The organism is Bradyrhizobium sp. CCBAU 65884, assembly GCF_028128835.1.
In the GTDB taxonomy this organism is placed as follows: Bacteria; Pseudomonadota; Alphaproteobacteria; order Rhizobiales; family Xanthobacteraceae; genus Bradyrhizobium; species Bradyrhizobium ottawaense.
The window spans coordinates 36988-50205 of the sequence record NZ_LBJU01000096.1; the positions used below are offsets into that span (position 1 = coordinate 36988).

12 protein-coding genes are annotated in these 13218 nt (G+C 65.5%); 4 read left to right on the forward strand and 8 right to left on the reverse strand.

What is annotated here, in order from left to right:
• Window positions 1-309 precede the first annotated feature (309 nt).
• The gene (locus tag XI03_RS08380; protein WP_038970757.1) at window positions 310-816 is read right to left on the reverse strand and encodes a MarR family winged helix-turn-helix transcriptional regulator; all 507 of its coding nucleotides are present in this window, start codon (window positions 814-816) and stop codon (window positions 310-312) included.
• Between the two features lie 83 nt (window positions 817-899).
• On the opposite strand from XI03_RS08380, the gene XI03_RS08385 reads away from it, so the two are divergent.
• The 3 genes from XI03_RS08385 to XI03_RS08395 are packed head-to-tail and all read left to right on the forward strand — an operon-like array spanning window position 900 to window position 3724.
• Complete coding sequence (locus XI03_RS08385) at window positions 900-2120, forward strand: cytochrome P450 (protein ID WP_038946875.1); 1221 nt, start codon at window positions 900-902, stop codon at window positions 2118-2120.
• Window positions 2121-2132: 12 nt separating this feature from the next.
• Window positions 2133-2456 (forward strand): 2Fe-2S iron-sulfur cluster-binding protein, encoded by a 324-nt coding sequence (locus tag XI03_RS08390; RefSeq protein ID WP_271591861.1) that lies wholly within the window; start codon window positions 2133-2135, stop codon window positions 2454-2456.
• Between the two features lie 56 nt (window positions 2457-2512).
• Entirely contained in the window at window positions 2513-3724 is a 1212-nt protein-coding gene (locus XI03_RS08395; protein ID WP_271591862.1) for an ABC transporter substrate-binding protein, read from the forward strand.
• Between the two features lie 176 nt (window positions 3725-3900).
• Here XI03_RS08395 and XI03_RS08400 read toward each other — a convergent pair whose 3' ends face one another.
• Window positions 3901-5163: an NAD(P)/FAD-dependent oxidoreductase gene (locus tag XI03_RS08400; protein WP_271591863.1), complete on the reverse strand. Its 1263-nt coding sequence runs from the start codon at window positions 5161-5163 to the stop codon at window positions 3901-3903.
• 300 nt (window positions 5164-5463) lie between these two features.
• On the opposite strand from XI03_RS08400, the gene XI03_RS08405 reads away from it, so the two are divergent.
• A complete protein-coding gene (locus XI03_RS08405) occupies window positions 5464-6636 on the forward strand; it encodes an ABC transporter substrate-binding protein (RefSeq protein WP_026201746.1) in 1173 nt (390 codons plus the stop codon).
• A gap of 177 nt (window positions 6637-6813) precedes the next feature.
• Here the strand turns inward: XI03_RS08405 and XI03_RS08410 are convergent, their stop codons facing one another.
• The 6 genes from XI03_RS08410 to XI03_RS08435 are packed head-to-tail and all read right to left on the reverse strand — an operon-like array spanning window position 6814 to window position 13096.
• Entirely contained in the window at window positions 6814-8685 is a 1872-nt protein-coding gene (locus tag XI03_RS08410) for a bifunctional sugar phosphate isomerase/epimerase/4-hydroxyphenylpyruvate dioxygenase family protein (RefSeq protein ID WP_271591864.1), read from the reverse strand.
• Window positions 8682-9740, reverse strand: coding sequence for a Gfo/Idh/MocA family protein (locus XI03_RS08415; RefSeq protein WP_271591865.1), 1059 nt, complete (start codon window positions 9738-9740; stop codon window positions 8682-8684). The genes XI03_RS08410 and XI03_RS08415 overlap by 4 nt, the downstream gene beginning before the upstream one ends.
• On the reverse strand, window positions 9737-10474 hold the full coding sequence (locus tag XI03_RS08420) for an ABC transporter ATP-binding protein (protein WP_028139746.1): 738 nt from the start codon (window positions 10472-10474) through the stop codon (window positions 9737-9739). Before XI03_RS08420 ends, XI03_RS08415 begins: the two co-directional genes overlap by 4 nt.
• Before the next feature lie 11 nt (window positions 10475-10485).
• Window positions 10486-11229 (reverse strand): ABC transporter ATP-binding protein, encoded by a 744-nt coding sequence (locus XI03_RS08425; RefSeq protein WP_271591866.1) that lies wholly within the window; start codon window positions 11227-11229, stop codon window positions 10486-10488.
• Entirely contained in the window at window positions 11226-12224 is a 999-nt protein-coding gene (locus XI03_RS08430; protein ID WP_271591867.1) for a branched-chain amino acid ABC transporter permease, read from the reverse strand. The genes XI03_RS08425 and XI03_RS08430 overlap by 4 nt, the downstream gene beginning before the upstream one ends.
• Entirely contained in the window at window positions 12221-13096 is an 876-nt protein-coding gene (locus tag XI03_RS08435) for a branched-chain amino acid ABC transporter permease (protein WP_038946887.1), read from the reverse strand. Before XI03_RS08435 ends, XI03_RS08430 begins: the two co-directional genes overlap by 4 nt.
• Window positions 13097-13218: the final 122 nt, after the last annotated feature.

Here is a 13218-nt window from a genome sequence, read left to right on the forward strand (position 1 = left end):
CCGGGGCGCGCCTCTTGGCGCGAGCCCGGAATCCATTTCACCGCAGGGGTGTTGCACGATGGATTCCGGGTTCGCGCTACGCGCGCCCCGGAATGACGAGCGGATAGGCCAATCCCGCTGCCGCAATATATTGCTGATTCTTTTGTTGCCTAAGCAACTAATCTGTGCGAACCGTTCCAGACCAGGACCACGGCGGGGAAACCGCCGGGTCCGATCTCGGAGGAAACGATGCTCGGCAGGAAGGGTGCCGCGGGCAAGCGCGGGCGCATGCCTGGAGGTGGCGACAGGGCGCGGCCGCGGTGCGGTGCGTCAGGTGTAGCCACTGTCCGTGACCGCGCCGAGATTTTCGTGCAGCCGGCGGAGCAGGCCGATCAGCACCTCGCGCTCGTCCTTGCTCAGGCAGGACAACAGCCGCCGCTCGCGTTCGAGCGCTGCGGCGATCACCTTGTCGTGGGTGCTGCGGCCCTTCGCCGTCAGCGAAATCGAATGGGTGCGGCCGTCATGGGGGTCGGTGCGGATCGAGATCAGCCCGCGCTTCTCGAGGCCCGCCAGCGTCCGGCTCACCGGCCCCTTGTCGAAGCCGATGACGTGACAGATGCGCGAGGCCGGAATGCCGGGCTCGATCGCCAGCAGCGACATGATCCGCCATTCCGTGACGTTGACGCCGAACTCCCGCTGATAGAACGCGGTCGCGCTGTTCGAGAGCTTGTTGGCGATGAAGGTGACGAAGGCCGGGACGTAACGCTCGAGATCGAGCGTCGGTCCCGCCTCTGCGGGCGCAGGCTTGTGGCGGGGTCTGGTCGAAGGCGCAGGCATGTCGGCGTTCTGTCTCGCGGTGAGGCCACCGACCTAAAGGCATGCGCCGCGCTTTCACAAGATCAAAATGAGAGAGGTCTCCCATGACCGCATCCGGCACCCCTGCATCGACAGGCTCTGCGGCCGTCCCGCATCTCGACGTCGATCCCTTCGACATGAATTTTTTCGCGGACCCGTATCCGACGCATCAGCGGCTGCGGGAGGCAGGGCCGGTGGTCTACCTCGACAAATGGAACGTCTATGGCGTGGCGCGCTATGCCGAGGTCCATGCGGTCCTGAACGATCCCGCGACGTTCTGCTCCAGCCGCGGCGTCGGCCTGTCCGACTTCAAGAAGGAGACGCCGTGGCGGCCGCCGAGCCTGATTCTCGAGGCCGATCCGCCCGCGCACACCCGCACCCGCGCCGTGCTGTCGAAGGTGCTGTCGCCGACCGTGATGAAGCAGGTGCGCGACCGCTTTGCCGCCGCTGCGGAGGAGCGGGTGGATGCGCTGCTGCACAAGCGCAGCTTCGACGCGATCACCGATCTCGCGGAAGCCTATCCGCTCTCGATCTTTCCGGATGCGCTGGGCCTGAAGGCGGAGGGACGCGAGCATCTGATTCCCTATGCCAGCGTCGTGTTCAACGCGTTCGGTCCGCCCAATGAGCTGCGCCAGCAGGCGATCGCGCGCTCGGCGCCGCACCAGGCCTATGTCGCCGAGCAATGCCAGCGCGACAACCTCGCGCCCGGTGGCTTCGGCGCCTGTATCCACGCCCGGGTCGACGACGGCGAGATCACCGCGACCGAGGCGCCACTGCTGGTGCGCTCGCTGCTGTCGGCCGGCCTCGACACCACCGTCAACGGCATCGGCGCGGCGGTCTATTGCCTTGCGCGCTTCCCCGACCAGTGGCAGCGCCTGCGCGCTGATCTGACGCTGGCACGCAACGCCTTCGAGGAGGCCGTGCGGTTCGAAAGCCCGGTGCAGACTTTCTTCCGGACCACCACTCGCGATGTCGAGCTGTCAGGCGCGACGATCGGCGAGGGCGAGAAGGTACTGATGTTCCTCGCCGCCGCCAATCGCGATCCCAGACGCTGGGACGAGCCTGATAGCTACGACATCACGCGCCGCACCTCCGGTCACGTCGGATTCGGCTCGGGCATCCACATGTGCGTCGGCCAGCTCGTCGCCCGCCTCGAAGGCGAGGTGATGCTGACGGCGCTGGCCCGGCGCATCGCGAAGATCGAGATCACGGGCGAGCCGAAGCGTCGCTTCAACAACACGCTGCGCGGGCTCGACAGCCTGCCCGTCACGATCACCCCGGCCTGACCAGGAGCTTTGATGCCCGCCATCACTTTCATCCATCCCGACGGCAAGTCCGAGCGCGTCGAGACCGCGGACGGGGAGAGCGCCATGCAGGCCGCGACCCGACACGGTCTCGACGGCATTCTGGCCGAATGCGGCGGCAACGCCATGTGCGCGACTTGCCATGTCTATGTCGACGAGGGCTGGCTCGCGCGGCTGCCCGGCATGGCCGACGACGAGGATGCGCTGCTTGACGGCACCGCGAGCGAGCGGCTGCCCAACAGCCGGCTGTCCTGCCAGATCAAGATCACGCCGGAGCTCGACGGGCTCGTCGTGAAGCTGCCGGAGCGGCAGGTCTGAGTCTCGACGCGCCGGCAACGACCGGCGCGGCAAACCATCAAACAGGGGAGGGAACCATGAAACATCTGAAATGGACGCTTGCGCTGGCCGCGAGCCTGGTGACCGGCGCGGCGAGCGCCGAGATCTCGGACAATGTCGTGCGCGTCGGCGTGCTCAACGACATCTCCGGCATCTTCCAGGACACCAACGGCATGGGCTCGGTGGAAGCCGCGCGCATGGCCGCGGAGGATTTCAACGGCGGCGGCAAGAACATCAAGGTCGAGATCGTCTATGCCGACCACCAGAACAAGGCCGATGTCGGCAATGCCATTGCGCGCAAATGGCTCGACGTCGAGGGTGTCGATGCCATCGTCGACGTGCCGAACTCGGCCGTAGGCCTCTCCATCAACACGCTGCTGCGCGACAGCCGCATGACGTTCCTGGCGTCCTCGACCGCAAGCTCCGATCTCACCGGCAAGGCCTGCTCGCCCAACACCATCCAATGGGTCAACGACACCTGGGCGACCGGCAACACCACGGCGGCCGCGATGGTCTCGCGTGGCGGCAAGGACTGGTATTTCCTCACAGTCGATTTCGCGCTCGGCAAGGGCATCGAATCGGAAGCGCAGAAATACATCGAGGCGCATGGCGGCAAGGTGCTTGGCTCCTCCAAGCACCCGCTCGGCACCTCCGACTTTGCCTCCTTCCTGTTGCAGGCGCAGGGCTCGAAGGCTCAGGTGATCGGCCTTGCCAATGCCGGCGGTGACACCATCAACGCGGTGAAGCAGGCCGCCGAGTTCGGCATTCAGCAGAACGGGCAGCGGCTCGTCGCCTTCCTGCTCTTCATCAACGACGTCCACGGCATGGGCATCAAGGTCGCGCAGGGCCTCCAGCTCATGGAAGCCTTCTACTGGGACATGAATGACGACACCCGCGCCTTCGCCAAGCGGTTCGCCGCCCGTCCCGGCATGAACGGCAAGATGCCGAGCGGCAACCAGGCCGGCGTCTATGCCTCGACGCTCGCTTATCTCAACGCGGTCGCGGCGACCGGCAGCGACAATGCCAAGGACGCGGTGCCGCAGATGAAGAAGTTCAGAGGCAAGGACAAGCTGTTCGGCGACACCACCATCCGCCAGGACGGCCGCGTCGTGCACCCGATGTACCTGTTCGAGGTGAAGAAGCCGGAGGAGTCGAAATATCCCTACGACTATTACAAGCTGGTCTCGACGATTCCGGCCGACCAGGCGTTCCGCCCGCTGGCGGAGGGCGGGTGCGAGCTGGTGAAGTGACGATGTTGCGGCGAGTGCCGCTGCACCCTCTCCCCTTGTGGGAGAGGGTGGCTTCGATGCGAAGCATCGAAGCCGGGTGAGGGGTTCTCTCGTCACGAATAGTGTTGCGAGTGGAGAGAACCCCTCATCCGGCGCTTCGCGCCACCTTCTCCCACAAGGGGAGAAGGAAGAAAGACCTACACTACCTTACTGCTCCCCTGGGTGATCAGCCGCGCTGCCCGCTGGTCCCGCGCGTAGATCCAGAGCCAGCTCAGCGCGACACTGAGCCGGTGGCGCAGGCCGATCAGGAAGTAGATGTGGGCGATGCCCCAGATCCACCATGCGATCGCGCCGCGCAGCTTGAAGCGGCCGAAGTCGATCACGGCGAGGCGCTTGCTGATCTGGGCGAGGCTGCCGGCATGCTTGTAGCGGAACGCGCCCTTTGTCTCGCCTCGCAGTCGCGCCTTGATCGTTTCGGCGACGTGACGGCCCTGCTGCTTGGCGGCCGGCGCGATGCCTGGCACCGGCTTGCCGTCCCAGGCGTTGATGCTGACGGTATCGCCGATCGCAAAGATCTCGGGATGGCCTGGTATCGTCAGGTCGTCTTCGACCTGTACGCGCCCGGCGCGATCGGATGGCGCGTCCAGCCATTCTGCGGCGGGCGAGGCGCGGACGCCGGCGGCCCAGATTCGCGTCTTGGCCTCGAGCAGCTTGCCGCCGAACACCACGCCCTCACGATTGATCTCGGTGACGGCCTGCCCCAGCACGACCTCGACGCCGATCTTCTCCAGCGAGGCCTGCGCATAGGCCGAGAGATCGTCGGCGAAGCCCGCGAGCACGCGCGGCCCCGCCTCGATCAGCACCACGCGCGCCTTGGTCGTGTCGATGTTGCGGAAATCGCCGGGCAAGGTGTGACGCGCCATCTCGGCGATGGTGCCGGCGAGCTCGACCCCGGTGGGGCCGGCGCCGACGATGACGAAGGTCAGCCGCGCCGCGCGCTTCGCCGGATCGGTCTCGCGCTCGGCGCGCTCGAACGCCACCAGGATGTGGCGGCGCAGCGTGGTGCCGTCCTCCAGCGTCTTCAGGCCCGGCGCGAACTGCTCCCATTCGTCGTGGCCGAAATAGGCGTGACGCGCGCCGGTGGCGAGCACCAGCGTGTCGTAGGGCACCTCGCTGCCGTCGTCGATCAGCACGCAGCGCCTTGCCGCGTCGACGCCGCTGACCGTCGCGAACAGCGTCGTCACCTCGGGCCTGTCTCGCATCAGGTGGCGGATCGGCCAGGCGATCTCACTGGTGGCGAGCGAGGCGGTTGCGACCTGATAGAGCAGCGGCTGGAACAGATGATGGTTGCGGCGGTCGATCAGCGTGATCTCGACCGGCGCACCCGCAAGCCGGTAGGTCGCCTCCAGCCCGCCGAAGCCGGCGCCGACGATGACGACGCGATGCGGTGTCGTGGTCATGATGTGCCCTCGAATCTCGCTGCTCCACATCCCCATTTAAGTGCGGATCGGACGCTGCGGTCCAATAGCTGTCATCAATCGCCGCATAGGCCGGATGTATCGATCGGGCGCGAAAAAGCGCCGCAGGGTTGATCTAAGTAAGTAGAATTATATTTCTTGCCATCGCCGATTGGGGCGAAATATGGTGCAGGGGCGGGCGCTGAGCCATTGGCGGCGCGACAGATTTTGCGTTCAATAGAGACAGGCCCGGGGCGGCGATCACCCCGTTTTCCGGGACCGATAATAAGGAGGGGAGTGGTTATGAGGACGGCATTCTGGCTGGCGGGCGCAGCGGCGCTGGTGCTGGCGAGCCCGGCATTCGCCGGCGACACCATCAAGATCGGTTTCGTTTCGACCTTCAGCGGCCCGACCGCCGTGATCGGCAACGATATGCGCAACTCCTTCGAGCTCGCGCTGGATCACATGGGCCGCAAGATGGACGGCAAGCCGGTCGAGGTCATCTACGAGGATGACGGGCAGAAGCCCGATGTCGGCAAGCAGAAGACCGAGAAGCTGGTGCAGTCCGACAAGGTCGATTTCATCGTCGGCTACATCTGGTCGAACGTGCTGCTGGCCTCGCTGAAGACCGCGGTCGACTCGCAGACCTTCCTGATCTCGGCCAACGCCGGCCCGTCGCAGCTCGCCGGCGAACTCTGTTCGCCTTACGTGTTCTCGACCTCCTGGCAGAACGACCAGACGCCGCAGGCTATGGGCCTCTACATGAACCAGAAAGGCGTCAAGAGCGTGTTCCTGATCGGGCCGAACTACGCGGCCGGCAAGGACATGCTCGCGGGCCTGAAGAACACGTTCAAGGGCGAGATCAAGGGCGAGGAATACACGGTGTGGCCGAGCCAGCTCGATTTCTCAGCCGAACTCTCCAAGGCGCGCGCCTCGGGCGCGGAGTCGATCTTCGTGTTCTATCCGGGCGCCGCCGGCGTGCAGTTCCTCAATCAATATGCGCAGGCCGGCCTGAAGAGCACGATGCCGCTCTACACCGCCTTCACGGTGGACGAGCTCTCGCTGCCGCTGCAGAAGGAGAACGCGCTCGGCGTGCCCGGCGCGCAGGAATGGGTCAACGACCTCCCGAACGAGCAGAACAAGCGCTTCGTCGCCGACTACCGCAAGAAATATCCCGGCCTGCGCCCGACCTATTACGGCGCGCAATCCTATGACGCCGCCCAGCTCATCAACAGCGCGGTGGTCGCGGTGAAGGGCGACACCAGCAAGAAGGACGCAATGAAGGCCGAGATGGAGAAGGCCAACTTCAAGTCGCTGCGCGGCGCGTTCAAATACGGCAAGAACCACATCCCGGTGCAGAGCTTCTATCTCCAGGACGTCGTGAAGGACGCCGAAGGCCAGCTCTCGCTGAAGACGGTCGCAACCATCGTGGAGAACGACCAGGATCGTTTCCACGACAAGTGCAAGATGAAGTAGCTACAAGCGACGTTGCCCCTTCTCCCCTTGTGGGAGAAGGTGGCGCGAAGCGCCGGATGAGGGGTATCTCTCCGCAGATTCCCTGCGAGAGTTGATCGCACGGATAGAGACCCCTCACCCGTCTCGCCGCTTTGCGGCGAGCCACCCTCTCCCACAAGGGGCGAGGGGAAGAGGTGTCTACACCCTTGGCATGCTCGCGGGCCGCACTTCGCGGGCCTGGGCTGCGAGCCTGATCCCGGCATTCGCCGCACCGAACCCCTGATAATCCCTGCGCTCGACGATCTCGAAGAAGAACCGCTCGTCGAAAATGTGGGTGTAGACCTGGAAGAACTCGCCGTCGCCCTCGCGGTCGTAGAGGATGTGGTTGGCGCGCAGCTGCGCCATCAGCTCGGGCGCGAGGTCGTATTTGGCTTCGATGTCGTCGTAGTAATTGTCGGGGATATCCAGGAAATCCGCGCCGCGCTTGCGCATCTCCGCGACCGTCGCAAAAATGTCCCGGCACGAGAATGCGACGTGCTGCACGCCCGAGCCGAAGAACTCCGAGATGAAGCGTGCCGGCAACGTCCGGTTGGCGGAGGAGCCGTTGAGCACGAAGCGCAGGCTCTGGTCGGCGTTGATGATGGCCTGGCTCTGCACCAGGCCTCGGGGATCGGCGATCTCCATCTGCGGCAGGCGCTTGAGGTCGAGGATGCCGGTGTAGAACAACAGCCAGGACAGCATCTCGTCATAGGGCATCGACTGCGCGATGTGATCGACGGCGAGCAGCGCGTCCGCGCCTTTGTCGCTCGCAACAGGCTCGAAATCCGTGTCCCAGTTCTTGCCGGCCTGGTCGAGGAAATACAGCAGGCTGCCGCCGACGCCGTGGATCGCCGGGATTTCGAGCTCGCCCGGCCCGACCGGCTGGTAGAAGGTGCGCGCCTTCAGCATCTCCGCACGCTGCATGGCAAGGCCGGCATTGTCGACATCGAGCGCAATCGCGCAGACGCCGGGGCCGTGCGTCACATAATGCGAATGCGCAAAGCCGTCGGTTTCGCTGTTGATGACGAGTTCGACCTTGCCCTGCGACCAGCGCTCCACCGCCTTGCTGCGATGCGCGCCGGTCTTGCGGAAGCCGAGCTGCGCCAACAGGCGGGCGAGCTCGCCCGCCTTGGTCTCGTTGACGGCAAACTCGATGAACCCGGTGCCGCGGCTCTTCGCTTTCGGCGCCAGCGGTTCGGCGGCGAATCTCGGCCAATCCGGCGCAAGCTGGTCCTCCAGCAGGATCAGCGAGCGCACGCCGTCGAGCGCGGTCTGCGCAGCGGAGCCGGCGCGGAACTGGTCGTTGAAGATCTCCAGTGACAGCGGCCCGACATAGCCGGTCGCCGCGATCGCCGCCATGAACTCACCGACCGGCAGATCGCCCTGGCCGGGGAAGGAGCGGAAATGCCGGCTCCACGACAGGATATCGAGCTCGAGCTTTGGTGCGTCGGCAAGCTGCACCAGAAAAATCTTGTCGCCGGGAATCGAGGCCATCGCGCGGGTCGGAAGGCCCGGCGCCAGCGCGTGGAAGCTGTCGAGGATGATTCCGATCGCGGGATGATCGGCGCGGCGCACGATCTCCCAGGCGTCGCGATAGTCGTTGACATGACGTCCCCAGGCCAAGGCCTCGTAGCCGACGCGCAAGCCCCGACTGGCGGCGCGCTCGCCCAGCTCGCGAAAATCGTCGGCGGCGCGATCGATGCCGCCGAGCGAGGCGGGCGAGACGTTGGAGCAGATCAGCAGCAAATCGGTGCCGAGCTCCTGCATCAGATCGAACTTGCGTTCCGCGCGGGCAAAATTGCGTGCGCGCTGCGGCTCCGGCATGCCCTCGAAATCGCGGAACGGCTGAAACGCGCAGATCTCGAGATTGAGATCCTTGCAGAGCTTCGCGATGTCGCGCGGGCCGGCGCCGAACGACAGCAAATCGTTCTCGAAGATCTCGACCCCGTCGAAGCCGGCTGACGCGATGGCGCGGAGCTTCTCGTCGAGAGCGCCTGAGAGGGAGACGGTTGCGATCGAGCGCTTGTTCATGTTGCCTGCTCCATGATCCGCCCCGGTGAGACTTTTCGGCCCGTGCGTGCCGCTTCGCTGACGGCTTCGACGACGGCGAGTGTCGCTGTCGCATCCTCGACCGAAATCAGAGGCCGTTCGCGGTCTGCGATCACCGCCAGGAAATGCCGGAGCTGTTCAACGAGTGGATCGTAAGTGGAGAGTGCGACGGGCTCGCGAACCAGCGGCACGTGCCAGCCGGGATCTTGCGGGTAGGACCACAGCTCCATATTCGGCACCGACAGTGAGCCGCGCGTGCCGGCGAAGACGTAGCAGGGCTGATCCTGCTTCGGGTATGCCGCGTTCTCGCCCGAGGTCAGCTCCCAGCTCCACGGCGCCGGCGTCGCATCCGAAACGGTCATGGTTCCGAGCGCCCCATTGGCGAAGCGCAGCAGCAGCCCGGCGGTGTCCTCGACGGCAAAGCCGCGCACCATGTTCGACGTCAGTGCCTGCACCTCGGCGATCTCGCCGCAGATGAAGCGGAGATTGTCGATGTCGTGGATCAGATTGATCAGCAGCGGCCCGCCGCCGTGCTCGCGCCGCCAGGCGATCTCGAAGTAATCGTCGGGCTTCTTCAGCAGCCACAGCCCGGCCACGGCCGTGAGCTGGCCGAGCTTGCCGGCTGCGATGGCCTCGCGGGCGGCCTTGATGATGGGATTGTGGCGGCGATGATGGCCGACCAGCATGGGCACGCCGCTGCGCTTGACCGCCTCGCAGAGCCGACGCGCCGCTGCGACGCTGTCGGTGACCGGCTTCTCGATAAGCGCGGGCACGCCGGCCTCTGCGCAGTCGAGCGCCATCTGAAGATGCAGCGCGTTGGGGGAGGCGATGATCAGGCCGTCGGGCTTTTCCTGCTCCAGCAATGCGCGATGATCGGCGCGCCAGGGTGCGTTGCGTGCTTGCGCGAATTCCTTGGCCGCAGGCGAGGGGTCGGCAATGCCGGCCAGCACGCAGTCCGCCGAGGTCGCGATCAGTTCGGCATGGCGGCGGCCGATCAGGCCGGCGCCGGCGACGGCGATGCGCATGCGCGCACTCATGCCGCGCTCTCCTCCATGGCTCCCCCGAGAAAGAGCTGGCCGATGCGGGGATCGTTCAGGATGCGCTTGGCGTCGTCGACCATGCGGGTCTGACCGAGCTCGAGCACGATGCCGATGTCGGAGATCTCCAGCGCCGAGCGCGCGTTCTGCTCGATCATCAGGATGGTGACGCCGCGGTCGCGCAGGCTCTTGATGATGTCGAAGGTCTGCTGCACCATCAGCGGCGACAGGCCGATCGAGGGCTCGTCGATCAGCACCAGTTTTGGCTCGAGCAGCAGCGAGCGGGCGATCTCGAGCTGCTTCTGCTCGCCGCCGGACAGCGTGGAGGCCTGCTGCGTCGACTTCCGCCGCAGCGCCGGGAACAGGTCAAGCGCGGCCTCGATCCGCGCGGGCAGGTCGAGGCCCTTGCCGGCGGCGACGCCGCCGAGCTCGATATTGTGGCGCACCGACAGCTCGGGGAAGATGTTGCGGCCCTGCGGCACATAGCAGATGCCGGCATTGAGCAGCGCGCGCTGGCTCAAATTGGTGACGTCGCGGCCGGCAAAGCTGATCTTGCCCTCGCGCAGCTTCAACAGGCCGAAGATCGCCTTGAACACGGTGGACTTGCCGGCGCCGTTGGGGCCGATGATCGTGGTGATCGTGGCCTCCGGCACGGCAAAGGTCGTGCCGTTCAAGATCGTCATCTTGCCGTAGCCGCCGACGAGATTGTGAACCGAGAGGATTGGCTCGCTCATGGTCGGCTCCTTCAATGACCCAAATAGGCTTCGATCACGGCGGGGTTCTTCCGCACCTCGTCCGGCCGCCCCATCGCCAGCACCTTGCCTTCCGCCATCACCATCACGCGCGAGCACAGCGACATCACGAACTCCATGTTGTGCTCGATCACGACGAAGGTGGCGTTCTTCTCGCGGTTGATTGCGACCAGGCGGTCCTTCAGGTCGGCCAGCATCGACGGGTTGACGCCGCCGGCGGGCTCGTCGAGCAGCACCAGGCGCGGGCCGCCCATGAAGGCCATGGCGGCGTCGAGCAGCTTTTGCTGGCCATAGGATAATCCGCCGGCCGGCTCGTCGGCGAGATGATCGAGCTTGAAGAAACCGATCATCTGGTTGGCAGTCTCGGTCAACCCGGCATCGGAGCGGCCGACCAGGCGCGAGGCCATGTTGCCCTGGTGCTCCTGGCCCGCAAGGATCAGGTTCTCGCGCACCGAGAGCTTTGGAAACACCTGCAGCAGCTGGAAGGTGCGGCTGACCCCGAGCTTGTTGAGCTCGGAGGGGCGGAGACCCGTGACGAGCTTGCCGTCGAGCTTGACCTCGCCGCCTGACGGGGTGAGCTGGCCGAGGATGCAGTTGAACAGCGTGGACTTGCCGCAGCCGTTCGGACCGATCAGGCCAAGGATCTCGCCCTCGCGCACGTCGAAGGAGATGCCGTCGACGGCGCTGATGCCGCCAAAGTTCTTCTTGATATCGGTGACTTCGAGGACCGCACTCATTGCACCGTCTCCAGGCGGGATTTTGCGACGGCGCGCAGCGCGGAGGCAGCCTTGGTGCGGCGCTCGGCGAGATAGCGGTCGAGGATTCCCAGAATGCCGGTCGGCGACCAGATCAGGAGCACCATCACCGCCACCGCGTAGAGCATCAGATAATAGCCTTCGGTGAAGCGCAGCCATTCCGGCAGCAGCACCGCGATCATCGCGCCGAGGAACGGGCCGAAATAGAAGCCCGCGCCGCCGACGATCACCATCATCAGAAGGTCGAGCGAGAGCGACAGGTTGAACGGCACGGGATCGATGTATTGCGTGAGCGGCGCATAGAGTGCGCCGGCGATGCCGCCGAGCGCCGAGCCGATCGCGAACGCCATCAGCGTGTAGCGGCGGGTGTCGATGCCGAGCGATTGCGCGCGCAGCGGGTTCTCGCGTAGCGCCATGAAGGCGCGGCCCCAGGGCGAGCGAATCAGCCACCACACCGCCAGCGACACGATCGCGAGCGAGCCGAGGCAGACGTAGTAGAACGGCAGCGGCTTGTTGGTCGCGAAACCGAAGATGTGCGGACGCGGGATGTTGGAGATGCCGTAGATGCCGCCGGTGAGCCAGCTCTCGTTGCGGAACACCAGGAAGGCGAGGGTGGAGAAGGCCAGGGTGACGAAGGCGAGGTAGTGATGCTGCACGCGCAGCGCGGGATAGCCGAGCACCCAGCCGACCGCGAAGCTGAGGACGATGGCGACGACGATCGCCGCCGGCAGCGGCCAGCCATGGGTGGTCATGATCGCCGCTGCATAGGCACCGATGCCGACGAAGGCGCCCTGCGCCAGCGAGACCTGGCCGGCATAGCCGAGCGTGAGGTTGAGGCCCATCGCAGCGATGGTCATCACCGCCCACTGGCTCAGGATGAACAGGCCGTAGCGGTTGAAGTTCATGGGGACGATGATCAGGCCGGCGATGACGATCAGGCCGAGCGCGATCTTCAGAGGTTTGCCGAAGCTGATCATACCGTGCGCTCCTCGGCGCGGCCGAGCAGTCCTTGCGGCCGGAACAGGATGACGGCGATCAGGAAGATCATCGGCACGGCGGCGCGGTACTGCGTCGAGACATAGGCGGCCGCGAGATTGTCGAGCACGCCGATCAAGAGGCCGCCGGCGATCGCGCCGCGGACCTGGTTGAAGCCGCCGACGATCGCCGCGATGAAGGCGGCCTGGCCCAGCACCTCGCCGGACGAGAATTTTGCGAGGTAGATTGGTGTGATCAAAAGCGAAGCCAGTGCGACCAGGAAGGCGTTGATCAGGAAGGTCAGCAGGATCATGCGCTCGACCGGCACGCCGATGATGCGTGCCACCGTCGGGTTCTGCGCCGCCGCCTGCATCTGGTGGCCGAGCGAGGTGCGATTGAGCAGTGCAGTCAGGCCGAACACCGCAACGATGGCGACGACGAGCACGCCGATGCTTTGCAGCGATACCGCGTGGCCGAGGATGGAGATGTCACCGGTTGGCACGATCGACGGGAAGGGCGAGGCCTCGGCGCTGAAGAATTGTTTGACGGCCTCCTTGAGGCCGATCGCCAGCGCCATCGTCGCAATCGCCAGCGGCAGCACGCCGTGGCGCATCATCGGGTCGACCAGCAGCAGCTTGAAGCCGAGTCCGAGCAGGATCATCGACAAGAGGATGCCGAGGATGATCGCGAGCCAGAACGGCGCGCCGGCATGCATCGCCGCCAGCATCAGGAACGCCGGCAGCATCACGAACTCGCCTTGCGCGAAATTGATGGTCTGCGAGGTCTGCCACAGCAGCGTGAAGCCGACCGCGACCAGCGCATAGATCGCGCCGGTGGCCAGTCCCGCGACCAGAAGATCGAACAGATTGGACATTTTCTCCCCTCGTGTCCCTCGCTCTGTCTTCCCCCTCTCCCCGCTTGCGGGGAGAGGGTTGGGGTGAGGGGGAGTCTCCGCGGGGTCGCTGACAGTCGGACTCGCGGAGGCTCCCCCTCACC

Excerpts from the sequence above, each read along its gene's own strand:
- XI03_RS08380 (WP_038970757.1), bottom strand. The coding sequence starts at position 816 with ATGCCTGCGCCTTCGACCAGACCCCGCCACAAGCCTGCGCCCGCAGAG.
- XI03_RS08385 (WP_038946875.1), top strand. The coding sequence starts at position 900 with ATGACCGCATCCGGCACCCCTGCATCGACAGGCTCTGCGGCCGTCCCG.
- XI03_RS08390 (WP_271591861.1), top strand. The coding sequence starts at position 2,133 with ATGCCCGCCATCACTTTCATCCATCCCGACGGCAAGTCCGAGCGCGTC.
- XI03_RS08395 (WP_271591862.1), top strand. The coding sequence starts at position 2,513 with ATGAAACATCTGAAATGGACGCTTGCGCTGGCCGCGAGCCTGGTGACC.
- XI03_RS08400 (WP_271591863.1), bottom strand. The coding sequence starts at position 5,163 with ATGACCACGACACCGCATCGCGTCGTCATCGTCGGCGCCGGCTTCGGC.
- XI03_RS08405 (WP_026201746.1), top strand. The coding sequence starts at position 5,464 with ATGAGGACGGCATTCTGGCTGGCGGGCGCAGCGGCGCTGGTGCTGGCG.
- XI03_RS08410 (WP_271591864.1), bottom strand. The coding sequence starts at position 8,685 with ATGAACAAGCGCTCGATCGCAACCGTCTCCCTCTCAGGCGCTCTCGAC.
- XI03_RS08415 (WP_271591865.1), bottom strand. The coding sequence starts at position 9,740 with ATGAGTGCGCGCATGCGCATCGCCGTCGCCGGCGCCGGCCTGATCGGC.
- XI03_RS08420 (WP_028139746.1), bottom strand. The coding sequence starts at position 10,474 with ATGAGCGAGCCAATCCTCTCGGTTCACAATCTCGTCGGCGGCTACGGC.
- XI03_RS08425 (WP_271591866.1), bottom strand. The coding sequence starts at position 11,229 with ATGAGTGCGGTCCTCGAAGTCACCGATATCAAGAAGAACTTTGGCGGC.
- XI03_RS08430 (WP_271591867.1), bottom strand. The coding sequence starts at position 12,224 with ATGATCAGCTTCGGCAAACCTCTGAAGATCGCGCTCGGCCTGATCGTC.
- XI03_RS08435 (WP_038946887.1), bottom strand. The coding sequence starts at position 13,096 with ATGTCCAATCTGTTCGATCTTCTGGTCGCGGGACTGGCCACCGGCGCG.